Raw genomic sequence first — 24,217 nt, 5'->3', positions numbered from 1 at the left:
AATACCTTTAAAAAGTGTAGCTTTAAAGCATGGGGATCTGAAGAAAAGAAAACCTTTATTAATTTTTTATGGGATCAAAAAAACAGCAACAGGTAGAGGGGGTTTTAGCTGCTTATGGATTATTAAACGGTGAGCCGGAGAAGGATTTTGATGCCATTTCTCAATTAGCTAGTGTATTATTTAGTACGCCCATATCCCTGCTTACCGTTTTAACGGAAAAGAAACAGTATTTCAAGTCCCGAATTGGAACTGACCGCACAGAAACTTCGGTTGAAGAGTCTTTTTGCCGGTTTTCCATGGAAAACCCAGATGAGGTAATGGTAGTAGCCGATACCAGGAAAGACCCCCGATTTAAAGATAATCCAATGGTCACCGGTGATCCAAAAATTGTTTTCTACGCAGGGGTTCCGATTTTCACACCCGAAGGGCATCCTGTAGGGGCACTTTGCGTCATCGATCATAAACCCAGAAGTATAGAGCCTGAAAAATTGGCTGCATTGAAATCACTGGGTACACAGGTCAAGCGAATACTGGAGCTAAGAAAAAGTAATCAAGACCTGGAATTAACCAGGGACAACCTGCAAAAGGAAACCCATCGGCTATCGAATATATTAGAGGCTACCCAAGTAGGAACCTGGGAGTGGAATATGGAGACCGATCAGGTAGTGATTAATGCCTGTTATGCCGAAATGGTGGGTTATTCCAAAGAAGAATTAAGCCCCTTCACCATGGAAACCTGGTATACCCTTGTTCATCCGGAGGATCGAAATGTTTCTGATAAAATTTTAGAGGAGTGTTTCAGCAAAAAGAGGGATTATTATAACATAGAATGCCGCTTGATTCACAAGGAAGGCCATTTGGTCTGGATCAATGATAGGGGGAAGGTGACCAAATGGTCAGAAGACGACAGACCTCTGATGATGTCAGGTACCCATACCGATATTACGGAGAGAAAGAACCGGGAAATTCAATTTCAATCCATCTCTGACAATATACCTGGGGTAGTATACCGCTACCGGAGGTATAGCGATGGTACTGATGCCTTGGAATTGGTCAGCAATGGGGCTTCCCGTTTGTGGGGGATTTCGCCTGAAATGGCGATGAAAGACAACCAGCTAATATGGGACCGTTACCACCGGGAGGATTACAAGGTCCATTTGGAAAAGATATATCAATCAGCTAAACATCTTAGTTTTTGGACGCATGAATGGCGATACCTGCATCCGGATGGCAGTACACGTTGGCATAAAGGCATGGGCAACCCAAGCAATTTAAAAGACGGCAGTATCGTCTGGGATGCAGTGATTCTGGATATTACGAAACAGAAAGAAGCAGAAATAGACCTTAAAAATACCTTTGAATCGCTTAATGAAAGGGTAAAAGAACAGCAATGCCTTTATCGGATTACTCAATTAACCAATTCCGTTTTTGACTGGGATTCACTTCTGGACCAGGCAGTGGAGATAATACCCACAGGCTGGAAGCATTCCGAAAGTGCCATAGCTACCATACATTATGGAAGTAGTGGTTTTTTTAGTTCGGGATTTTCTCCTTTTTCAACTTATTTGACTTCTTCCTACGGCACCATTGACGAAAAAAAACTTACCTTGAGAGTAGGGTATCCGATTGGTTTTCAACGTGATGAAAGGGATCTCTTTTTGAAAGAGGAAGTTAGGTTGTTGGATACGCTGGCAGCTCATTTGGGTGCTGCGATTGACCAATTAATCGCAGAAACAGCGATGAAGCTTTCTAATGAAAGGGTTAACACCTTGGTTCGAAATATTAACGGAATTTTTTGGGAAGCAGATTTCCAAACCAGTTCAATGAAATTTTTAAGTCCCCAGGTTAGTGCCATTCTAGGGTATACGGTAAAAGAATGGATGGAATCGGAAAACTTCTGGGAGGAACATATCCACGAGGACGACAAGGATCGGATTTTTACCCAAGCCAAAGATAAAATTAAGGCAGGAGAGGATTATACCCTTGAATACCGCATGCAAGCCAAAAATGGCAATTGGATATGGTTCAACGATTTGGTGCAAGTAGAAGAAGTCCAGGGTAGGGGAACCTACCTCAGAGGACTGATGGTGGACGTTACTGAGCGAAAAGTAGCCGAGGAGGCCCTGGAGAAAAGTGAAAAGCGGTTTAAGGCATTGGTACAAGCGGGCTCTGATTTAATTGCCATATTATCCAATGATTCGGAATATTTGTACGTAAGTCCTAATTACACGGTACATGTGGGGTACGAGGAAAATGAAATTTTGGGTACCAAAGCCATTGATAAATTTCATCCGGATGATCGGGAAAGGGTAATTGCCGAATTTGCCGGACTGGCTCAAAAAAAGCGGATAAAATGCAGTCCCTACCGGTTCAAAAGAAAAGATGGTTCCTGGTGTTGGCTACAAAGCGTGGCTACCGATCTGTCCGGCGATCCCGCAGTGGGCGGAATCGTGGTAAACAGTGTGGAAATAACGGAATTGATAGAGGCGCAGGAGCGATTAAAGAAAAGCGAAGCCCGATACAGGGGGTTTTACGAATCCCAGACCAATTACGTTCTTCGTACGGACATGGAAGGGAAATACACTTATGTCAATAAGAAATTTATTGAGGATTTTGGTTGGATTTACCCTGATGGCAAAATTATTGGACAAAGCAGCCTTCCTTCTATTTGTGAGTATGATCATCAAAAGGTTATTGAGGTGGTGGAAAAATGCCTTAATAACCCGGAAATTGTTTTCAAAATTGAAATCGATAAGCCTAGGCAGGGAGGTGGTACGGTCACCACACTTTGGGATTTTATTTGCATTGTTGATGGTGGTGGAATACCTCATGAAATTCAGTGCATGGGAATAGATATCAGTGATCGGATCGAATTCGAAAGAGAGCTGAAGAAAAACAATGAGCGGTACGAGTATGTAAATAGGGCAACCAAAGATGCTATTTACGAATGGGATGTAGTGGCTGACGAATTTCTATGGGGAGAGGGGTTTTATCGGATTTTTGGTTTTGATAAGGGGGAGCAAATAAGCAAAATTTCCGATTGGGGGGAATTTATGCACCCTGTGGATGCTGAGAAAAACAAAGATGAATGGGAGCAATTTTTAACTAACCCTGAAAAGAAGCGTTGGCACAAAAATTTTCGCTTCCGCCACAAAAGCGGCACGTATCTATTTACTGAAGAGATTGCCCACCTTATCCGGGACGAATCGGGAGAACCTTTGCGTATGATTGGTGTGTTGCGGGATATTTCCGAAGTAAAAAAAGCTTCTCTATTGCGGGAGTTGGAGCACGAGATTTCCGGGTTTTTTAAAAATGAAGTCAATCTAAACGAAACACTTTTCGGGGTCTTGGAATATTTATCCCATTATGGAGGATATGTGGGGGGCGAAATTTGGATGGTCGGGATCAAAGGCAAACAGCTCAACATGGTTCAGAGCTACTGGCGAAATGGTAAACTGGCTCGAATAGCTGGTAATACAGGTAGTTTCTCTTACGGAAGTGGGCTCCCTGGTAAGGTGTGGCAGGACGGGATCCCCCAGATTTTCGAGAATCTATCGGAATTTCCTTCTTTAAGCCGTAAAAAGCTGCTCACTTCAGGAAATTTAAAGGAAGCTGCTGGAATTCCACTCCTTCAAAAAGAACAGGTGGTGGGTGTGTTGTTACTCTTTGGGGAGAAACAGGGTAACGGAATTTTGACCGATAGTCATGTATTCCAACCCCTGGGGGCGTTTTTGGGGGCTGAGATTAGGCGGAAACAGCAGGAAGAAGAAATGATGTTGTTATTCGAAAGCGCACCGGAAATTCTGGCCATCACGGATCCCGATGGGTATTTCGTAAAGGTTAATCCTGCGTTTTGCCAGTTGTTAGGTTATTCATCCGAAGAGCTGGTTTCCAGGCCCTTTACGGATTTTATTCACACAGAAGACCTGGCAAAAACGAAACAAGAGTTCCCGAATATGTTTACGAGTGACCGGAAAGTTCGCAATTTTGTAAATCGATACCGAACCAAATCCGGAGCTGTTCGATGGATCTCCTGGAATTCTTCGGAAGTTTTTGGAGAAGAAGGACTGGTTTTTTCCTATGGGCATGATATTTCCGAAATGGTGAAGTTACAGGAGTTGTTGGACAACGCTACTCAGCTTTCCAGAGTTGGAAGCTGGGAGATCGATTTGAAGAAAGAGAAATTGTTTCTCTCCACCATCACCAGGGAAATATACGAATTGCCAAATGATCAATTTCCCAACTTAGAAGAAGCAATCAATTTTTATCGTCCGGATGTTCGGGAATTTTTAACAGAGACCATCAATGAAACCATCCAATCGGGCAATCCATGGGATGTCCAACTTCCATTAATTACCCATACTGGAAAAGAAAAATGGGTAAGAAGCATTGGTAAAGCGGAATTTGAAGAGGGTAAGTGCACGCGTTTGTTCGGATCCATTCAGGATATTCATGAGCAAAAAACCAATGAAATCCAACTTACCAAAAACAACCGCTTATTGGAAGTTATTTCCAAGGTGATTGGTAAATTTTTATTGGTGGAGAATTGGAGTCAGGTTTTGAGTGAAGTCTTTGAACTGACAGGAAAGACCATAAGTGTCGATCGGGTGTATTTTTTTCAACGTCACCCGCACCCCAATCATGGAAAGCCTGTAATCAGTCAAACAGCAGAATGGTCCAGGAAAGGAATACCTTCGCAACTTCATAACCCTGATCTTCAAAATATGGAGCTGGATGATTACCCTGAAATATATCAACGTCTCCAAAAGGGAGAACCTTACGCTAAGAATCGGAGGGATTTGCAAGCCGGTAAACTAAAAGATATCCTGGAGGCCCAGGGTATTGTCTCTACATTGGCCATGCCAGTCATAATAGATAATGAGTTTAATGGATTGTTGGGATTTGACGATTGCGAAAAAGATCGGAGTTGGTCTGAAAATGAATTGTCCTTTTTGCAAACCATCGCCGCCAATCTTTCCTCGGCTATTCAGCGAAGAAATAGTCAACTGGCACTTCAGCAGTCCTTTGAAGAAAAAAATGCCATTTTAGAAAGTATTGGGGAAGCTTTTTTTGCTTTAGACAACGATTGGAAAATCCGCTATTGGAACCAGCGGGCAGAACAGCTTATGGGTGTAAACCGATCTCAACTATTGGGACAGGTGTTGTTTGAAGTATTCCCAGACGCGAAAAAATATAAATTTCAGAGGCAATACATTAATGCCTTAGAAACCCAATCCCCCGTTCATTTTGAAGAATATTTTGACCCATTGAACACGTGGCTCGAAGTAAATGCTTATCCGTCAGACGAGGGCTTGAGTGTGTTTATCAAGGACATAACGAAAGAGAAAATAGCTTCTGAAAATGTCCGCCAATCAAACGAACGATTTGAAAAAATCGCCGAAGCTACCAACGATGCCATTTGGGATTTTGACGTAGAAAATAATCGGTTGTTTTGGGGCAGGGGATTTCAAACTTTATTCGGTTATGACCTGGAATCACTTACACCTACCTTGGATCTTTTGGTGAGTTTCATTCACCCGGATGATCGGGAAAAGGTGGCCAGTAAAATCCAGCAATTTTTAGAAAGTGAAACGCTTACCAACTGGTTTGAGGAATATCGGTTTTTGCAACAAAATGGGTTTTATGCTTTTGTGATGGACAGGGCTATATTTATTAGGAATCAGGAAGGCAAGGTAACCCGGGTGGTGGGTGCCATGACGGACATTACCTATAGAAAGGAATACGAAGAATCGTTAGAAGCCCTGAACCAGCAAATGTCCGTACATTCGAAAGAACTGGAGCGATCCAATCTGGAATTGGAACAATTTGCCTATGTGGCTTCTCATGACCTCCAGGAACCCTTGCGGATGGTCAGTAGTTTTATGGGGCTTTTGGAAAGGAAATACGGTCCCGACTTGGATGAAAAGGCACATCAATACATTCGTTTTGCCATTGATGGGGCGAAAAGAATGCGGCAAATCATTTTAGACCTGCTGGAGTTTTCACGAATTGGAAAACATGAGGATAGTTTGAAGCTTATTTCAATCAGCCAAATAGTGGATGAAGTTTGTGTGTTACAAAAAAGAATAATCAGGGAAGGGAATGCGAAAGTAATTTATGGAGAGCTGCCATCGGTGATTTCTTACCGGGCACCGCTGATGCAGGTATTTCAAAACCTGATCGGAAACGCCCTTAAATATAAACGGCCCGATAATCCGCCCCAAATAGAAATTCAAGCGGAAGCTGCAGGAGATTTCTGGAGATTTTTCATCAAGGACAATGGTATCGGGATTGATCCGATCTATCACGAAAAAATATTTATTATTTTCAACAGGCTTCACAACAATGAAGAATATACAGGAACCGGAATGGGGCTGGCAATTGTGAAAAAAATCATAGAAAATTTAGGGGGCACGATAGGCGTGGAGTCCGCTAAAGGGAACGGGAGTACCTTTTATTTTACCCTACCCCGGCCTTCAGGAGCTATTGAGACTAGTAGGCTTGAAAATGAGAAGAGGTGATGAGGAGAGGGATACTTGGGGGAAATCTTAACCGCCCGTTTTTTAATAGTGTCATTGCATTTATAGGCGCCATGTTAATTGTTTTTATTATAAGTTACCGGGTGTATGTGGTTGGGAAAAGCAATGAACTATTTCTGGTCAGGGAACAAACAAGAAATATAAAAGAGAAAATCGAGAACTCTTTAAACTACAGCGTAAGTTCTACGCGATTACTTGCATTTTTAGTTGAAAAAGACCTGGTAGTATCCGATTTTGAATCCCTGGCAGGACGAATTTTATCGGCAAATCAATCAATAGATGCGTTACAGTTAGTAGAAGGGGGGGTAATTGTAAAAACCTATCCGCTGGAAGGTAACGAAGCTGTTATCGGGTTGAGAATAACGGATAACGTTCATCACAGACGGGCCTCCGAAAAAGCAAAAGCCAGAAACAGCTTGTATTTTGAGGGACCTTTTGCGTTGAAACAGGGAGGCATGGGATTAGTGGGGAGATTACCGGTGTATAGGAACGATAAGTTTTGGGGATTTTCAGCAGTGGTAATCAAACTGGATAGCTGGATCGAAAGTTTGCAATTGGGACTGGAGAGTACCCAGGAGTTATACAGTATTCACCTGGCTAAAATAAATGATGACGGCGTTGAAACTTATTTTTCCTTTTCTGGAGACGAAATCCAGACAAATGGACTATATCAAACAGCCTACATCGAGGAAGGGGATTGGAAACTGTACGTGAGGTTGAATAACCCCAGGCACCTACAGGAGGCGGGCCTTTTTTTGGTTTTTGGACTGATTTTTTCAGGGCTTTTGGCGGGCTTTGTTTACCAGAAAACGGCAGAGCCCATTAAACTAAGACGATTGGTATCCAATAAGACGGACGATCTTGAGGTTCTTAATCAAAAACTAAAAAACCGGGCAGCTGACTTAAGCAGGTCCAATCAGGAACTCGAACAATTTGCTTATATAGCTTCTCATGATTTACAGGAACCCTTGCGCATGATTAGTAGTTTTCTCGCCTTACTGGAAAAAAAGTACGGACAGCAATTGGATGACAGGGCACGTAAATACATATTTTATGCCGTTGACGGATCCAACAGAATGCGGCAGATCATTTTGGGACTTTTGGAATTCAGTCGTGTAGGGAAAAATGGCGGTAAACAAGAAAAAGTGGATCTAACTCAAGTGATGGAAGGGGTTTGCCAGGTTTTCCGGAATCGGATTAGGGAACTAGACGCTACCGTTCAGGCTCTGGGCTTGCCAGTTGTGCATGGGTATCACTTCCCATTGATTCAGGTTTTTCAGAATCTCATGAGTAACGCCTTAAAGTACCATTCCGAAGAACGAAGGCCTGAAATTAGGGTAAGCGCTTATGAGGAAGGAGATTTTTGGAAAGTTTCCATACAGGATAACGGAATAGGCATAGCTCCCGAATATTTTGATAGAATATTCGATATTTTTATTAGGGTTCACCGTAAAGAGGAATATGAAGGAACGGGAATTGGACTGGCTACGGTAAAAAAAATAATCGAAAGATGGGGAGGCAGGGTAGGTGTGGAATCTCAGCTTGGGGTTGGTTCCACCTTTTATTTTACCATTCCAAAAAAGCTGGTTAATACGAATTAGGTGCCGAGATATACAGTAACAGGCATAAAAAAACCCTGAAGACCAGCTTCAGGGTTTGGTATAAGTAAGAATTTTATCCGATTTTACACTTGTGGTAATTCGAATCCTTCCCGGTAAGTCTTGGTGACAAATTGGTTAGCGGGTTCGAAATTAGTTACCCTCATGTTTTTCCCATCCCAAAGTAACTTAATACCTCTTCCTGGATAGTTATATCCGTCTCCGTCAGCTTGTGGTTCCCGGTAATCGTAGCTTCGAATAGCAAGATTTCCCATCAGTACGGATTCGGTCAATGGTCCGGCAATGGAAAATGGAGAACTAAGTTCCTTGTACTCCTTACTGCCATGTCCGGCAATGCAAGCATTTACCCATTGGGCGTAATGGCCTCCAATGCCACCTTCTACGCGTGGTAGGGTAGGGGCAACGTTTATGCTTTCGTTGATAGAGGTTGGTAATAATTTAGGATCAATCCCGTAGGTGGAACAAACCATTTTTCCTCGGGTGCCTTCAATGATTACTCCGTTTCCATTATCTCCTAATTGTTCGTTGGCTCCCAATTCCTCAGGTCTGCTGGGCTGAATACCTCCATCCATCCAATGAAATTCAAGATCTTTACCCGTTGGCATTTTAAACCTCAAGGTAATATGGGAAGAAGGAGGGCAACTTTTAGGGAAATAGCCTCGGGTAAATTCACCGGTGTATACCGACCCTACGCTGCATTCTGCCTCGGTGGGGTATCCCAGATCCAAGGTACGGAATGCTGGTTCCATAAGGTGGCAGGCCATGTCTCCTAACGCACCTGTTCCAAACTCCCACCATCCTCTCCAGTTGAAGGGATGCAGGTTTTCAACATATCCCATTTGCTCCGCCGGTCCCAGCCAAAGGTTCCAATCAAGATTTTTAGGCGCTTTTTTTCCAGATTCTCCGGGCCAGGGGACTCCCTGTGGCCAAACAGGCCTGTTTGTCCAAACGTGTACCTTCGAGGCCTCACCAATCAAACCTGCAGCATACCATTCCCTCATTTGCCTAACTCCGTCTCCCGAAGCTCCCTGGTTACCCATTTGTGTAACCAATTTGTACTTTTCGGCCGCTTCTGTAAGCATCCGTGCTTCCTGAATGGTATGAGTAAGCGGTTTTTGCACGTATACGTGCTTGCCCATTTTCATCGCTGTAAGCGCTTGCACGGCGTGGTTATGATCTGGAGTGGAAACGGAAACGGCATCAATAGAATCTCCCTCTTTATCCAACATGACTCTGAAATCATTGTAGAAGTTGGCTTTGGGGTAGGCTTCTATGCTCCTGGAAGCCCTTTCTGGATCCACATCACATAAGGCGACAATGTCTGCATTGCCACTTTCATAAAAACTACGAAGATCCCCGTGCCCTTTACCGCCTGCACCAATTCCGGCTATCCGAAGCTTGTCGCTGGGGGCTTTAAATCCGGGTCCTCCCAGGACATGCCGTGGGACAATATAAAATCCTGCAACCGCAGTGGTAGATGTTTTTAGGAAATTCCTTCGGGAATTACCCTCATTGGGCATATTGTTTTTTTTCATTAGTTATTTTTTGATTAAACGAATGGTCTAAAATAAAAATTATTTATGAAACATTTTAAGATTTGTTTTATTTATCCCCTGCGGAGGTTGATTTGTGGATAAACCGATAAGGGATCGGTATAAAAATGAATCCAAAGTTTTCCAAGGATTCCTATCCCTTTTTCATCTTAATCATGTTTCGGGCAACGTGGATGGTTTTGGCTTAGGTAATTGATAATCCATCTGAATTTCCGGATCATTTTGATAGCATACCGGAGATGCAGGCTCATTTACGGGAGGATTATTATCCGGTTTATCATCTTTTTCTCCGATCTTATTCTTCATTACTCCTCTGTTTTTTTAGCTAAAACGTTCATGATCGTTCGTATATTTTCCGCAATAGAGCCTGGTTTTTTTTCTACCACTGCCATGGCTAGTTCTCCTAAAGTACCGATCAAATCAAAAGCAATCTGGATGCTATTTAGAGAAGTTATCGTGGCCTTGATTTCCTGATTGATTCCTTGCAGCTGTTGCAGTGCTTCCCCAGCTTCTGGTTCCACAATCAAGGTTGAAAGTAATTTCATTTCCCTAGCCGTTTCCATGAGCTGGTTGGCCTTTATGCCCATTTCGACAAAAGTCGTCTGACTGATTAACTGCTGACTGATTTTCTCAAAACGGTAATCATTGAATTTTTTGGCTATTTCCAAAAAATCATCGGCCACCTGGCTCAAAAAAACACTATCCACTCTTTCTTTCATTCGTTTAATTGATCAAATTCATAATGTAAACTTCTCATTTCTTTTGATAATCTCATCACAGCGGATTTAAAACCATCTTGAGATGTATTTTGATAATTCGCAGATAGTTCGCTGTGGTTTACAGCCAATAACTTTAATAAACCAGCTATTGATTGTATTCGTATTCGTATTTTTTCCGAGTCCTCTAATAAGCGGTAGTATTTTTCTACAGCAAATTCTTTTTCTACAGGGCTAAGATTCTCATTTAGCGATAGTGTTTTGTAATGTGCGTACCAGCTTTCCTTTTGAATTTCCAGCAGTCCCAACAGGTTTTCCTTCAAAATGAAGGCCAATTTTTCACTGATCAGGTTCAGGTGGGGATCGGCCTCTTTCATATAATAAACGATTCGTTTCTTCCGGTACTGACCCGTACTCGCATTTACGGCTAACTCGGAAAGTTTTTGAAAGGCAGAAGCCTCTGCTTCACTCATGTCAATCAGCTTAGAGGATTGCAGCCCCTTCACCGGAGACGAGAGATCATACCTGGCCAGTTCGGGTGAAGCCAATGATTCAAGTCCATTCCAATAATTTTCCAATTCCAAAAATAAATCCTTAACCACAGTATCAGCTTCCTGGTAAACTGCACATTTGCATTCCAGATCCCGATCAATGGTGTTCGCTTGAATTTTCTGGAAATAACAATGATCCCTGCAGTGGCTGGCAAAACTGTAATCCAGTTCATGGAAATACTGGAGGCCCCGATTAGCTTCGGTAGATAACTGTTGAACAGGTTTTAAGTTGGTACAGGCCAGTAAAAAACCAGGCACTAGAAATATCACCGTTGGAATTTTTCTAACCATGGGCAAAGATACCAAAAAAACTGAGATTTTTGCAGCTAACAAGTCACACAACCCGAAGAAAAGCCTGTTGGATAAGGCTTTTTTGCTAAAAGAAATGGTTTTACCGGCCAATGGGGTCCTTTGCCGATCCGCTTTGAATGAAGCTGCTTAATAAGTAATGAACCCATGATGCCCTACCGAAACTGAACCTCCCACCCACCTAAGTTTTTGGAAATTGAGATGCTTTGCCGTTTACAATGGTCTGTTTATACAGCGTTTCGAAGGCCTAAAAATCGGGAATGGTTAAGATATGCAGGTAGACACTTCTAGTAAGGAATGATAGTTGTCAATTGATTCTGGAACGGCATGCCAGTTGGGCTTGGGTGTCAATTATAATAAGTTTCAGAAAGGTGAAAATACCAGCATTCTCTAGATTATCGGAGGCTTTTCACAGAGGTAGGTTTTTAGTACTTTGTCCCGGGTCGATACTTCTTGTATATGAAAACCAGCGTTTATCAACATGGTTTGCATTATCCAATCAAAAGTGGAAAATTCTTCCTTAAAATGGATAAGGGTATCTTCACGTAGGAAATTTCCACCCCTTTCCCCCTGCAAATCGATAAAATCCTGAATGGCTTTTTCAGGAAATTCATTTGGTATAACGACGTCGTGTAAGTAGAGTTTGCCAGCAGGTTTGAGTATCAGAAAAATTCGATCCAAAGCCTTTGCTTTCCAGAAATCGGGCAAATGATGCAGGGAAAGAGAGCTGATTACGCCATATATTGAATTATCCGGCAACTTATAATTCAGGTATCCTCCATGGATATAATCAATGTTGTGCAAATTTAGCAAGTTTGATTTGGCACGGGCAAAAGAAAGCATGGGAGGGGAAATATCTAATGCATACACCTTTTGGAAGCTTTTGGCAAAGTGTATCGAAAAATTACCGGTGCCGCAGCCAATATCTAAAATGGAAGCATTGGGATTAGGTAGAATCCAACTTTCAGCATAAGCAATTTCCTGCCGGATGTTCCGAAAGTCATCGTGTGAAGGGTCATAGATTTCTACTTCCTCTTGCGAAGCGTAGTCTTTTCCAGTTTGTTTGAATTCGTTATAAAGCCAGTCCATATTCGAGTATCGCTATTCTAAATTTCTAAAATAACTGGAATAGGATTAGGGCGCAAATAAAATTGCTTGATAAAATGCCGTCAAATGGATCAAAATCTGGTATTCTGTTTGAGAATACCGGTGAAATTAGTGATGTTTTTGAATCTGACTTCAGAAGGGATCCCGGCTAAGCTCTCTAACTTTTTTCCCGGATTCGGGGGTTTAGCTTAACCGGTTCGCTGGCTTTCGTTTTCCGCATCCGCATGTTCACGATTTCAACTGCCAATGAAAAGAATACAGCAAAATAAATGTAGCCTTTAGGGACTTCAAAATGCAATCCTTCTACCATTAACATGAACCCGATTAACATCAGAAAAGACAGGGCTAAAATCTGTAAAGTGGGATGTTTATTGATAAAATGACTGATAGAACCTGCAAAGGCCATCATTATGGCAATGGAAATAACTACGGCGATAATCATGATGATCACTTCGTCCACCAAACCGACGGCCGTAAGAATGCTGTCAAATGAAAAGATGATGTCCAGAAATATGATTTGAAAAATCACGCTTTTCATGCTTGTAGCGGACTTTGGTTTGATTTCCTGAGCATGTCCTTCCATTTTATGATGGATTTCCAGCGTTGATTTAAATAATAAAAAGAGCCCTCCTATTAATAGGATGAGATCCCTTCCACTCAGCTCAAATCCAACGATGGTCACCAAAGGTTGCGTGAATTTAATAATATAACTAATACCCAAAAGCAGTAAAATCCGAAAAACCAAAGCCAAAGCAAGACCTAACTTTCGCGCTTTCGGTTGCTGATGTTCCGGTAATTTGTTGGAGACAATAGAAATAAAAATAATGTTGTCTACTCCCAATACAATTTCAAGAAACGTAAGGGTAAGCAGGGCTATCCAGGTTTCGGTTTGAAGAAATAGCTCCATCTTTTTGGTTAGTTAATTTATGGGCAAATGTCACTAAAAAATTGATTGAAAGTTAGGGATAGGGGATAATTTTTTTTTAACAGGGTATTCTGAGAGATACCATGATATACCTATATTTAGTTAAAGGTAGGTTTGGACATGGAATTCGGTCTATTTTCGTTTCCGGGTAGGGGTGGATTTTATTTCCTAACTTGTATTCCATTAGCAAAATTGAAACAGTGACATGAATTTAGAAAAGAAAGATAAAAGTATTGCTATTCTGGGATTAGGAGGAGTAGGAGGCTTCTTGGGGGCGAAGTTACTTTCCGGAGATCGTCCGGCGGGTGTTGAAATTTCCTTTGTAGCCAGACGTAAAACGTTGGAATTTCTTCAGGAAAAAGGTCTTGAGTTTGAATCAGGCGAACAAAAGATTTCCATTCATCCCGACAGGATTCAGGAAAGTGGTAATACTTCTGTTCCCTTCGATGTGGTGATCCTGGCTACAAAAGCGCCGGGATTAGTGACTGCCGTTCAGGAAAATCAGGGGTTGTTTTCAGATAAAACGTTGGTTATCCCTTTACAGAATATGGTAGATGCAGCTAGCCGAATTCGTTCCTTTGTAAAGGGGGCGGAAGTATTGGACGCTTGTATTTACCTAATTTCAAATGTTGTCCGTCCCGGAAGGGTTAAACATCTGGGAGGCCCAGGAAAAATCGTAGCTGGACTACCTTTGCAGAATGATTACCAGTGGTTTTTTTCTTTACTGGAAGATTCCGGTGTTCCGGTCAAATTGACTCCCGACATTCAGCTTCACTTATGGAGGAAATTTTTGTTTATTTCAAGTTTGGGTTGCCTTAGTGCTGCTTTTGGGGTGAGTTTTGGGCAGGTGAAGTCCTCACCGCAACTGATTGCAGAATGGAGAAAGTTAATGCAGGAATTGGTAGCATTGGCCCGGGCAGACGGGGTAGGACTTACCGATGAAGACTTGGAAGTCACCCTCTCCTTGCTTTCAAATTTTCCTTACGGTTCGAAATCCTCCTTTCAACTCGATGTGGAACAGGGTAATGAGGGTGAAAAAGCAATCCTGTTGGATGAAGTCATTGAAAAATCGTGGCAAGTCGGACTGAGAGCAGTAAACTACCAAAGCGTCGGAGAACTCATTGAGGCAAAGATACAGGAGTACGGTAAATAAGGGAGGATACGATATGCTGTCAGGATCAAGAACCTGGTTGAATATACCGGACAATCGGTGGAAGAGGCAATGGTTTACCTGCAACGCATTAAATGCAAAAAGTCACCTACCTTGAGGTGACTTTTTGTTTTAACATCCAATCAAGGAATGTTTATCAGGGTTTTGAAATTTCAAAATTAACCTGTTTCCCTTTGATGGTGTTTGTATTCATTACTTTGATTACATGCGTCACATCTTTTTTTGGAATATCTACAAAAGAAAAACTATCGTAGATGTCGATTTCGCCGATGCTTCCTCCGGATACTCCGGTTTCTCCAGCAATGGCCCCTACAATGTCGTTGGGACGAATTCGGTCCTTTTTTCCTAGATTCAGGAATAGACGGGCCATATTTGGCTCTCTCTCCTTTTTGCCTTTTCTTCCGCCTCTTTCGCTTCCACGGTGACTTTTGGCTCCTCGGTCACGATCCGAACGATCTCTTCTTGGGCGTTTGTCATCCCTTCCGAAGGCCCGGTCTTTATCCGGAGTAAAATTCATTTCCTTAAACTTATCCAGTGCTTCGCCCAAATGTAATTTTACAAGCCCCATAGCAACCTGTTCCAGGGAAAGACCTTCCGCCAATAAATTACCAATTACTTCTTCAAAAACCTGATCGTCTCCGGTTTTAGCTAGTTGTCGGTGTATATCTTTGATAAGTTTCTCTTTTTTCATTTGGACCAGTTGATCCACTGAAGGAGGAGCCGCTTTATCAATCGAGGTTTTGATAAATCTTTCCAGATCATTTATTTTTCCTGCATCCCTTCTTCCGGAAACAAAACTAATGGCCGTTCCGGATTTTCCGGCCCTTCCAGTACGTCCGATTCGGTGAACGTAATTTTCTTCATCCAAAGGCAGGTCAAAATTAAAAACCGCTTCCACATTCTCCACATCAATACCCCTGGCGGCAACATCTGTGGCAACCAACACGGAACAATGACCTTTTCTGAACTTGTTCATTACTTTGGTACGCTGGGCCTGGGATAGGTCACCGTGCAACGCTTCCGCAGGAACGCCCTTCGCAGTTAGTTCTTCCGTAACTTCGTCAGTAACCCTTTTGGTATTGCAAAAAATAACACTGAGTTTGTATTGGTGAAGGTTTATGAGCCTGCTAATAAGGTCCGTTTTTAAACCTGAGCGCACTTCATAATAAACTTGTGTGATGTTTTCTACGGTTAGCTCTTTCCGGAGTACTTTGATGATTTCCGGGTCTGTCTGGTACTTTCTGGTGAGTTCCAAAATCGGTTTCGGCATGGTAGCTGAGAAAAACACCGTTTGCCTCTCGTTAGGCATGGAACTCAATATAGTTTCTATATCTTCGCGGAATCCCATATCCAGCATTTCATCGGCTTCGTCCAGAACAATCACTTCTACCTGACTTAGGTCTAATGTTCTTCTGTTCATATGATCCATGATTCTGCCAGGGGTACCTACCACAATCTGAACGCCTCTTTTCAGACTTCTGATTTGTCGGTCTATGGCCTCTCCACCGTAAATACAGGTAGAAGAAATATTCTTCTTGTACTTGGTGAGTTTGACGATTTCTCCCTCAACCTGCACTGCCAGTTCCCGGGTAGGGCAGAGGATCAATGCTTGAGGCTTGCTTTTGGTAGTGTCTATTCGGTCAATAATAGGAATACCAAAGGCCGCGGTTTTACCGGTTCCCGTTTGGGCTTGACCGATGACATCGGTACCTTGCAATAATAAGGGAATGGTTTGTGTTTGAATAGGGGAAGGTTGGGTATAGCCCATGTCTTCCACTGCCCTCAGGATTTCTTCCGAAACCCCAAGGTCTGAAAATGTTACTTCGTTTTCCATGAAATGTTCCTTACTTCTCAAAGCCACGGTATTCCTAAATATCCCAGTGTCGATCAACAATAAGGAACCCCACGGCGTAGGAGAAAAATATTAAATTATAATAAGTTGCAAAGGTAAGTAAAAAAAATCACTAAGCAATGAAATAAGGAAGGGATATAAAATAATTAGTAATTTAGCTTGTTTTACGCTAAATTATATTTTGATTAAGACAAAAAAAAGGGCCAAAAAGCCCTTTTTTATTTGGTACGCTATTTTTGATTTACCGGTTCTCCATGGGAACGTAGGCCCGTTCTGTCGAGCCCACATACACCTGTCGGGGCCTCCCGATAGGTTCGTTGTTTTCACGCATCTCTTTCCATTGCGCAACCCATCCAGGAAGGCGTCCCAGTGCAAACATCACTGTAAACATATCTGTGGGGATCCCCAGGGCACGGTAAATAATACCAGAGTAGAAATCCACATTCGGATACAATTTCCGTTCTACAAAATACGGGTCATTCAAAGCAGCGGTTTCCAACTCCTTCGCAATGTCCAGCACTGCGTCGTCGATACCTAATTTGTCAAGGACATCATCGGCGGCTTTTTTGATAATTTTGGCTCGAGGGTCGAAGTTTTTATATACCCGGTGACCGAATCCCATCAGTCGGAAGGGGTCATTTTTATCTTTCGCCTTCTCCAGGTATTTTTTGGAATCTCCTCCGTCATTTTTGATCGCCTCCAGCATTTCTATCACAGATTGGTTGGCACCACCATGCAGAGGGCCCCAAAGGGCATTGATACCGGCTGAAATGGACGCATAGATACTGGCTTGTGAGGACCCCACTATTCGTACGGTTGAGGTGGAGCAGTTTTGCTCATGATCGGCATGAAGGATAAGTAATTTGTCCAGCGCTCTGGAAATAACGGGATCTACCTCGTACTTCTCAGAAGGCAGGGCAAACATCATTTTCATAAAATTGCCACAGTAATCCAGGTTATTGTCCGGATAATTTACCGGATGCCCCATTTTGTTTTTGTAGGCCCATGCAGCGAAAGTAGGCATTTTGGCCATAAGCCGGACAATACTGAGTTGGATCTCCTCGTCCGTGTTATTCGGGTCGAGCGAATTGGGATAAAAAGCAGTGAGCGAGCAAATGAGGGATGAAAGCACTCCCATAGGGTGGGCCACGGAAGGAAACCCATCCAATATTTTCTTTATGTCCTCATGTACCAGCGTATGCTTGGTGATCCTATGAGAAAAAGTTTTGTACTGACTGGTAGTGGGTAATTCTCCGTTGATGAGCAGGTAGGAAACCTCTAAAAAATTAGAGTTTTCTGCCAGATCTTCTATGTTATATCCTCTGTACCTAAGAATTCCTTCTTCCCCATCCAAAAAAGTAATGGCACTTTTCGTGGACCCTGTATTTTTATATCCTGGGTCTATCGTGATCAGACCAGATTGCCCACGGAGTTTGGCAATATCAATGGCCTGTTCGTTTTCAGTACCTTCGGTGACTGGTAGATCATATTCTTTTCCGTTAAAGGATAGTTTAGCAATTTCGGACATATTAATTTAATTAAATGTATTATAAAACTCCAAATTGGATCAATTCAAAATAAAATTTGGGACTAATGTAGTGAAATTTGATCAAATTTCACTTATAATATTATTTGAAAACCACTCCATATAGACAGAATAGATAGATTTTTATTCTGTAAAAAGAAGAAATAACGCACTCCTATTCAGAAAAACAAGATATTGGTTTTTTTTAAATACGGATAAGGCTTCCTAATACCAAATTTAATTAAACTCGCACAATTAGTAGTAACGGATGATAAAAAAAAGCCCTGGAAGGGCTTTTTTATTAACAAAAGTGCTCAAATACCTCGACCAAATGATCACCAATCATCTGGGCAGTTCTTCCTTCAATATGGTGCCGCTCTACGAAATGCACCAATTCACCATCCTTGAACAAAGCCATAGCCGGAGAAGATGGAGGGTAGGGGAGTACTTTTTCCCTGAATTTGGCTACCGCGTCCGAATCATTTCCTGCAAAAACCGTCGCCAAAACCGTTGGCTTTTTTTCCGATTTATCCAAAGCATATCGAACCCCCGGTCTGGCAGCTCCTGCTGCACATCCACAGACGGAATTAACGACTACAAAAGTGGTCCCTGTATGGTCTTTTAGATGGTTTTCCACATCCTCTGAAGATCTGAATTCTTTAAATCCTACATCAGTTAGCTCGGCTCTCATGGGAGCTATCAATTCCTCTGGATACATATTTTTTTCGTTTGTTAAATTATAATTTTATAAAAACCCAAGTTCTAATTTAGCTACTTCCGACATCATGTCCTGGGAATAGGGAGGATCAAAGGTCAATTCCACCTCTACATTATTGACTCCCTCGATTTCCGATACCCTCGACTTTACTTCCGAAGGGATGGATTCTGCTGCCGGACAATTTGGAGAAGTAAGCGTCATCAGGATGTATACGTTGTTGACGGGATAGACCGTTATTTCGTAGATCAATCCCAATTCGTAAACATCTACCGGTATTTCCGGATCATACACCTCTTTGATGGCATTCACCACCCTCCGCTTATTCTCTTCCTGTTCGTCGGTTATTTGTTCTGACTTTTCCATACTTTCTAGGCGTCAATTTTAGATTGGTAGGCAAGGGCAAATAATTTCATTTGCTTGATCATCGCAGCAAGCCCATTGGATCTCTGAGAACCAATTATGTTGCCCATGCCAATTTGTTCAATAAAGTATAAATCTGCGTCCAGAATTTCCTTGGCCTTTCTCCCCGAGAGTACCCGAATCAACAGGCTGATTAAACCTTTTGTAATATCGGTGTTCGAATCTGCGAGAAAATGGACCTGACCATCACGAAGATCGGTAGTCAACCATACTTTCGACTGACAGCCTTTGATGATGTTCTCCTCTGTCTTTTCTTCCTCAGGAAATGGAGGTAACTTGTCACCCAGCTCCATGATGTAGAAAATTGTGGATTCCTTATCTTCCCCTAGGATTTCAAACTCTCCAATTATTTCTTTTTGTACAGCGTCTATCGATGGCATTTAATTTTTTCTTTTCGCTATTCGTGTCAGGCTTTCGTGAAACCTGTCAATTTCTTCAATGGTATTGTAAACAGCAAAAGAAGCCCTAACAGTTCCTTCTATTCCAAACCGATTCATAAGAGGTTGGGTACAGTGATGACCTGTCCTTACTGCAATCCCGGAAGCATCCAACATCATACCCACATCAAAGGCGTGCATGTGATTGATCGTAAAGCTCAACACACTTACTTTATCACTGGCCGTTCCCACGGGTATAAAACCTTTAATTGCTGAACAGGACTCGAATGCATGGTTTAATAATTTGGTTTCCTGTTTTCGAATGGCATCTTTTCCCAACTCATTGATAAAAGACAAGGCCGCATTAAATGCGATAACGTCGGCTATGTTTGGTGTTCCAGCTTCAAATTTGTAGGGGATGTCGTTGTAAGTAGTTTTGGCAAAAGTGACTTCACGGATCATTTCTCCACCTCCCTGATAGGGGGGCATCGATTCCAAAAGTTCGCGTTTTCCGTACAAGACACCTACACCAGTAGGACCATACATTTTATGTGCGGAGAAAGTAAAAAAATCACAATCCAATTCCTGGACATCCACATCCAGGTGGGCGGCACTTTGTGCACCGTCTACCAAAAATCGAGCACCCTGTTCGTGCGCTAGATCAATCATTGTTTTGACGGGATTAATCGTTCCCAAAGCATTGGAAGCATGGACGACAGCCACTAATTTGGTCTTATCCGATAGTAAATTCTTGTAGGCCTGCAGGTCCAGTTCGCCACTATCGGATACAGGTATTATTTTCAAATGGGCATTGTTTTCTTCACAAAGCATCTGCCATGGAACGATGTTGGAATGATGTTCCATGGTGGAAATAATCACCTCATCTCCTGCTTTAATATACTTCTTCCCAAAGGTAGCCGCTACTAAATTAATACTATCGGTAGTACCCTTCGTGAAAATCACCTCCTCCGCTGAAGGGGCATTAATGAAGGATTTCAGTGAATTTCTTGTATTTTCAAAAAGCTCCGTTGCACGGGATGCTAGCGTATGAGCTCCTCTGTGAATATTCGAATTATCATTTTCATAGTAGCTTTTCAGTGCATCGATTACCTGAATGGGCTTTTGGGTGGTAGCAGCATTGTCAAAATAGGCAAGGGGTTTCCCATTGACCAACTGGTCAAGCACAGGAAACTTCTTGCGAATCAGAGATAGATCCAATTTTTTTCCTTTTTGATCAGTAATTCCCACCAAGTCTTGCATGTACTACTTTTTCACAATATTCCTTAAATCCTTCATCTTTTAACTGATCCAGAACTTCTCCGGCAAATGCATGCAAAAGAAATGCTTTGGCAGCATCTTTGCCTATGCCTCTGGCCCTTAAGTAAAACAATGCCTCTTCATCCAACTGCCCAGTGGTGCATCCATGAGAGCATTTAACATCATCCGCCCAGATTTCAAGCTGGGGCTTGGTATTGATCGTTGCATCTTCCGATAAAAGAATGTTGTTGTTTTGCTGGAAGGCATTCGTTTTTTGCGCATCCTGCCGCACGAAAATTTTACCATTGAAAACCCCTCTGGACTGATCAGCTAGAATGCCTTTATACAATTCATTTGATTCTGAATGCGGTTTGGTATGGTCCACGTTGGTGTGATTATCCACATGGGTCTTTCCATTCAGCAGGTACAAACCATACATATTTCCTTCACATTTACTGGCTTTCAAATCCAAACTAAGATTATTCCGTATCATCCCGCCTTCCAAACTCAATACGATGGAGGTAAAGCTGGCATCCTGATGGATTTCCGAGCGGGTATTGCTGACTACCAGGTCGTTTTTGTGGCCGTTTTGAAGTTTGTAGTTTCGGACATGGGCATTTTGACCTACCATCCATTCAGTGACAGAATTAACAAAAACCGGATCTTCTCCAAGATAGATAGTTTGTTCAATCAGCGTGAGCTGAGCGTTTTTACCCACATGAATAAAAACCCTGGGGTGAATGCACGAGCCTTTTTGATCCGGCTTCACGAAATTAACCAACATTAGGGGCTTCTCTATGATTTTGCCCTCTGGAATGTCTATACGAAGCCCGTCAAGGAAAAGTAGGGAATTTAAGGCTGTAAATGGATCGGATTCGTTTTTTTCGACAGCCCCAATTTGCGCCGCTTTTTCTTCCTTAAGTTCTTTCAGCGACTCGACTTGGAAAACCTGTGGATCTATTTTTGAAAGACGCTCGTCAAAAATACCATTGTTGCAAACCAGGGTATATCCCTCCTCTAACTGGAAAAGATTTTCCCGCGCATGTACTTCATGTTGAAGGTCGCTTATCGATGAAGGAGTACCTAAATGCGTAATTTGATCAGAAATCCGCTTACTGATCGCCGTGTATTTGTATTCCTCATTTTTAAGCGTGGGCATACCAGAATCCGCCAGTATATCCTTCGCTGATTTTTTAAGGTTGGAATATAGAGTCAAATCCTGCATCCCTTCTGTTACTGAGAGGAACGCGTCTGCTAATTTATGATCTTTCTTAATTGATACCGTCATTTGTAAATGAAACCGTGCAAATTTCTTTAAACTGTTGTTCCTGAGACCTCTTCTTTGATCCAATCATACCCCTTATCCTCAAGTTCCAGAGCCAGGTCTTTTGAACCGGATTTTACGATTCTGCCGTCAAAGAGAACGTGGACATAATCAGGTACAATGTAATCGAGTAGCCGCTGGTAGTGGGTGACTACTATGGTCCCATTCTCTTTGGTTTTTAGTTGATTTACCCCATTAGCTACCACTTTAAGGGCATCGATATCCAGTCCGGAGTCTGTTTCATCTAGTATGGCCAAGGTGGGTTCAAGCACAGCCATTTGAAAAATTTCATTTTTCTTTTTTTCACCACCAGAAAAACCTTCGTTAAGGGCTCTGCTAAGTAGCTTTTGGTCAATTTCCACCAACTTCATTTTTTCTTTCATTAACGAAAGAAACTTAACAGCATCCAAAGGCTCTTGTCCCCGGTATTCACGGACCTGATTTACGGCAGTCCTTAGAAAGTTGGTTGAACTAACACCTGGAATTTCTACCGGATATTGGAAAGCCAGAAACACGCCTTCCCTTGCCCTGTCTTCAGGACTGAGTTCCAACAGGTTTTTTCCTTTAAAATAAACTTCGCCTTCGGTAACTTCGTACTCTTCCCGTCCTGCCAGTACCGAAGCCAATGTCGATTTCCCGGAACCGTTCGGACCCATGATAGCATGTACCTCTCCTGGTTTAATTTCCAAACTGATTCCCTTTAATATAGGAGTGCCTTCGATTGAGGCATGTAAATTTTTTATTGATAACATGTGTATTAATTTTTATCCTACGCTTCCTTCTAATGTCAACGCCAATAGTTTCTGTGCTTCTACAGCAAATTCCATAGGTAATTGGTTCAAAACTTCCTTGGCATACCCATTGACAATTAGCGCCACGGCATCCTCTGAATTGATGCCCCGCTGATTACAATAGAAAATCTGATCTTCACCGATCTTGGACGTAGTCGCTTCGTGTTCGACCTTAGCACTGGAATTGTGAATGTCTATATATGGAAAGGTGTGGGCACCACATCTATCTCCCATCAACAGCGAATCGCATTGGGAAAAGTTTCTGGCATTGGTCGCCCGCTTCATCACTTGCACCTGGCCCCGATAGGAATTCTGTGATTTCCCCGCGGAGATACCCTTCGACACAATTCTGGAACGGGTGTTTTTTCCAATGTGGATCATTTTAGTCCCGGTATCTGCCTGCTGGTAATTATTAGTTACAGCTACGGAATAAAACTCTCCGACTGAGTTATCCCCTTTTAAAATACAGGAAGGATACTTCCAGGTTACAGCCGATCCGGTCTCTACCTGTGTCCATGATATTTTCGAATGGTTACCGGCACAAATACCTCTTTTGGTTACAAAATTATAGATTCCGCCTTTGCCATTTTTGTCTCCAGGATACCAATTCTGCACAGTAGAATATTTTACCTGGGCGTTTTCTGCCGCATAGATTTCTACTACCGCAGCATGTAATTGATTTTCATCTCGCTGTGGTGCGGTACATCCTTCCAGGTAAGAAACGTACGATTTATCTTCAGCGATGATCAGGGTACGCTCAAATTGTCCAGTATTAGCTGCATTGATTCTGAAATAAGTGGACAGCTCCATGGGGCATCGCACTCCTTTGGGTATGTAACAGAAAGATCCGTCCGAGAAAACAGCCGAATTCAAGGCAGCAAAATAATTATCTGTAGAAGGTACAACAGAACCCAGGTATTTCTTGACCAAATCAGGATGTTCTTTGACTGCTTCACTGAAAGAACAAAAAATCACGCCTAATTTAGATAACGTGTCTTTAAATGTGGTTCCAACAGACACTGAATCCAGTACTGCATCGACGGCAATTCCTTGCAACCTCTTTTGCTCATTTAAAGAAATCCCCAACCGATCGTAAATCTTAAGCAATTCAGGATCTACCTCGTTTATATTACTGGGCTTTGATTTTTGTTTGGGGGCAGAATAGTACCTTAAGGCCTGGTAATCAATTTTGGGATAGCTAACATTGGGCCAGGAGGGTTCCTCCATCGTTTCCCAATGCCTGAAGGCTTTCAACCGCCAATCCAGTAACCATTTTGGTTCTTCTTTTTTGGAAGATATCCACCGAATAGTGTCTTCAGTCAAACCGATAGGAGCCTCGTCAGCTTCATAATCTACCGACCAACCGTGTTCATATTCTTTAGAGGTGAATTCTTCTAAAATCTCATTGTCCTTGCTCATAAAAAGAGTTATTTAGACTAATTATATTTTGATGCACAAATATA

19 protein-coding genes are annotated in these 24,217 nt (G+C 42.3%); 4 read left to right on the top strand and 15 right to left on the bottom strand.

What is annotated here, in order from left to right:
- Positions 1-68 precede the first annotated feature (68 nt).
- On the top strand, positions 69-6,521 hold the full coding sequence (locus tag GKS34_RS04825; protein ID WP_163383644.1) for a PAS domain-containing protein: 6,453 nt from the start codon (positions 69-71) through the stop codon (positions 6,519-6,521).
- Positions 6,521-8,140, top strand: coding sequence for a sensor histidine kinase (locus tag GKS34_RS04820; RefSeq protein ID WP_163383643.1), 1,620 nt, complete (start codon positions 6,521-6,523; stop codon positions 8,138-8,140). The genes GKS34_RS04825 and GKS34_RS04820 overlap by 1 nt, the downstream gene beginning before the upstream one ends.
- 83 nt (positions 8,141-8,223) lie before the next feature.
- Here the strand turns inward: GKS34_RS04820 and GKS34_RS04815 are convergent, their stop codons facing one another.
- From GKS34_RS04815 to GKS34_RS04800, 4 genes are all read right to left on the bottom strand, one after another.
- The gene (locus GKS34_RS04815) at positions 8,224-9,693 is read right to left on the bottom strand and encodes a Gfo/Idh/MocA family protein (protein ID WP_163383642.1); all 1,470 of its coding nucleotides are present in this window, start codon (positions 9,691-9,693) and stop codon (positions 8,224-8,226) included.
- A gap of 171 nt (positions 9,694-9,864) precedes the next feature.
- Positions 9,865-10,017 carry a hypothetical protein gene (locus GKS34_RS04810; RefSeq protein WP_163383641.1) on the bottom strand — a complete coding sequence of 51 codons (153 nt, stop codon included), beginning with the start codon at positions 10,015-10,017 and terminating at the stop codon, positions 9,865-9,867.
- Positions 10,017-10,430, bottom strand: a complete 414-nt coding sequence (locus GKS34_RS04805; RefSeq protein ID WP_163383640.1) for a hypothetical protein — start codon at positions 10,428-10,430, stop codon at positions 10,017-10,019. The genes GKS34_RS04810 and GKS34_RS04805 overlap by 1 nt, the downstream gene beginning before the upstream one ends.
- Complete coding sequence (locus GKS34_RS04800; RefSeq protein ID WP_163383639.1) at positions 10,427-11,248, bottom strand: hypothetical protein; 822 nt, start codon at positions 11,246-11,248, stop codon at positions 10,427-10,429. The genes GKS34_RS04805 and GKS34_RS04800 overlap by 4 nt, the downstream gene beginning before the upstream one ends.
- A 19-nt stretch (positions 11,249-11,267) precedes the next feature.
- Between GKS34_RS04800 and GKS34_RS04795 the strand changes: the two genes are divergently transcribed.
- Entirely contained in the window at positions 11,268-11,420 is a 153-nt protein-coding gene (locus GKS34_RS04795; RefSeq protein ID WP_163383638.1) for a hypothetical protein, read from the top strand.
- A gap of 257 nt (positions 11,421-11,677) precedes the next feature.
- On the opposite strand, the gene GKS34_RS04790 is transcribed toward GKS34_RS04795, so the two are convergent.
- Together GKS34_RS04790 and GKS34_RS04785 are read right to left on the bottom strand one after the other, a co-directional pair.
- Positions 11,678-12,376, bottom strand: coding sequence for a class I SAM-dependent methyltransferase (locus tag GKS34_RS04790; RefSeq protein WP_163383637.1), 699 nt, complete (start codon positions 12,374-12,376; stop codon positions 11,678-11,680).
- A gap of 175 nt (positions 12,377-12,551) precedes the next feature.
- Positions 12,552-13,301, bottom strand: coding sequence for a TerC family protein (locus GKS34_RS04785; protein WP_163383636.1), 750 nt, complete (start codon positions 13,299-13,301; stop codon positions 12,552-12,554).
- 223 nt (positions 13,302-13,524) lie between these two features.
- Here GKS34_RS04785 and GKS34_RS04780 point away from each other — a divergent pair, with 223 nt between their 5' ends.
- Positions 13,525-14,472, top strand: a complete 948-nt coding sequence (locus GKS34_RS04780; RefSeq protein ID WP_163383635.1) for a ketopantoate reductase family protein — start codon at positions 13,525-13,527, stop codon at positions 14,470-14,472.
- A gap of 154 nt (positions 14,473-14,626) precedes the next feature.
- Here GKS34_RS04780 and GKS34_RS04775 read toward each other — a convergent pair whose 3' ends face one another.
- The 9 genes from GKS34_RS04775 to sufB form a co-directional block, all read right to left on the bottom strand.
- Positions 14,627-16,324, bottom strand: a complete 1,698-nt coding sequence (locus GKS34_RS04775) for a DEAD/DEAH box helicase (RefSeq protein WP_163383634.1) — start codon at positions 16,322-16,324, stop codon at positions 14,627-14,629.
- A 259-nt stretch (positions 16,325-16,583) separates the two neighbouring features.
- Positions 16,584-17,870, bottom strand: coding sequence for a citrate synthase (locus tag GKS34_RS04770; RefSeq protein WP_163383633.1), 1,287 nt, complete (start codon positions 17,868-17,870; stop codon positions 16,584-16,586).
- Positions 17,871-18,168: 298 nt separating this feature from the next.
- Entirely contained in the window at positions 18,169-18,585 is a 417-nt protein-coding gene (locus GKS34_RS04765; protein ID WP_163383632.1) for a BrxA/BrxB family bacilliredoxin, read from the bottom strand.
- A 27-nt stretch (positions 18,586-18,612) separates the two neighbouring features.
- Positions 18,613-18,948, bottom strand: coding sequence for a DUF59 domain-containing protein (locus GKS34_RS04760; RefSeq protein WP_163383631.1), 336 nt, complete (start codon positions 18,946-18,948; stop codon positions 18,613-18,615).
- Between the two features lie 5 nt (positions 18,949-18,953).
- Entirely contained in the window at positions 18,954-19,385 is a 432-nt protein-coding gene (locus tag GKS34_RS04755; RefSeq protein WP_163383630.1) for a SufE family protein, read from the bottom strand.
- Positions 19,386-20,642: an aminotransferase class V-fold PLP-dependent enzyme gene (locus GKS34_RS04750; RefSeq protein WP_163383629.1), complete on the bottom strand. Its 1,257-nt coding sequence runs from the start codon at positions 20,640-20,642 to the stop codon at positions 19,386-19,388.
- Positions 20,617-21,927 carry a Fe-S cluster assembly protein SufD gene (gene sufD / locus GKS34_RS04745; protein ID WP_163383628.1) on the bottom strand — a complete coding sequence of 437 codons (1,311 nt, stop codon included), beginning with the start codon at positions 21,925-21,927 and terminating at the stop codon, positions 20,617-20,619. Before sufD ends, GKS34_RS04750 begins: the two co-directional genes overlap by 26 nt.
- A gap of 26 nt (positions 21,928-21,953) precedes the next feature.
- A complete protein-coding gene (gene sufC, locus GKS34_RS04740) occupies positions 21,954-22,715 on the bottom strand; it encodes a Fe-S cluster assembly ATPase SufC (protein WP_163383627.1) in 762 nt (253 codons plus the stop codon).
- Between the two features lie 12 nt (positions 22,716-22,727).
- The gene (gene sufB, locus GKS34_RS04735; RefSeq protein ID WP_163383626.1) at positions 22,728-24,173 is read right to left on the bottom strand and encodes a Fe-S cluster assembly protein SufB; all 1,446 of its coding nucleotides are present in this window, start codon (positions 24,171-24,173) and stop codon (positions 22,728-22,730) included.
- Between the last annotated feature and the right edge of the window lie 44 nt (positions 24,174-24,217).

The sequence above is a fragment of the Cyclobacterium jeungdonense genome (genome assembly GCF_010994275.1).
Lineage (GTDB): Bacteria > Bacteroidota > Bacteroidia > Cytophagales > Cyclobacteriaceae > Cyclobacterium > Cyclobacterium jeungdonense.
Note: the sequence above shows the minus strand (reverse complement) of the source record. Positions and strands in the feature narration are given on the sequence as shown.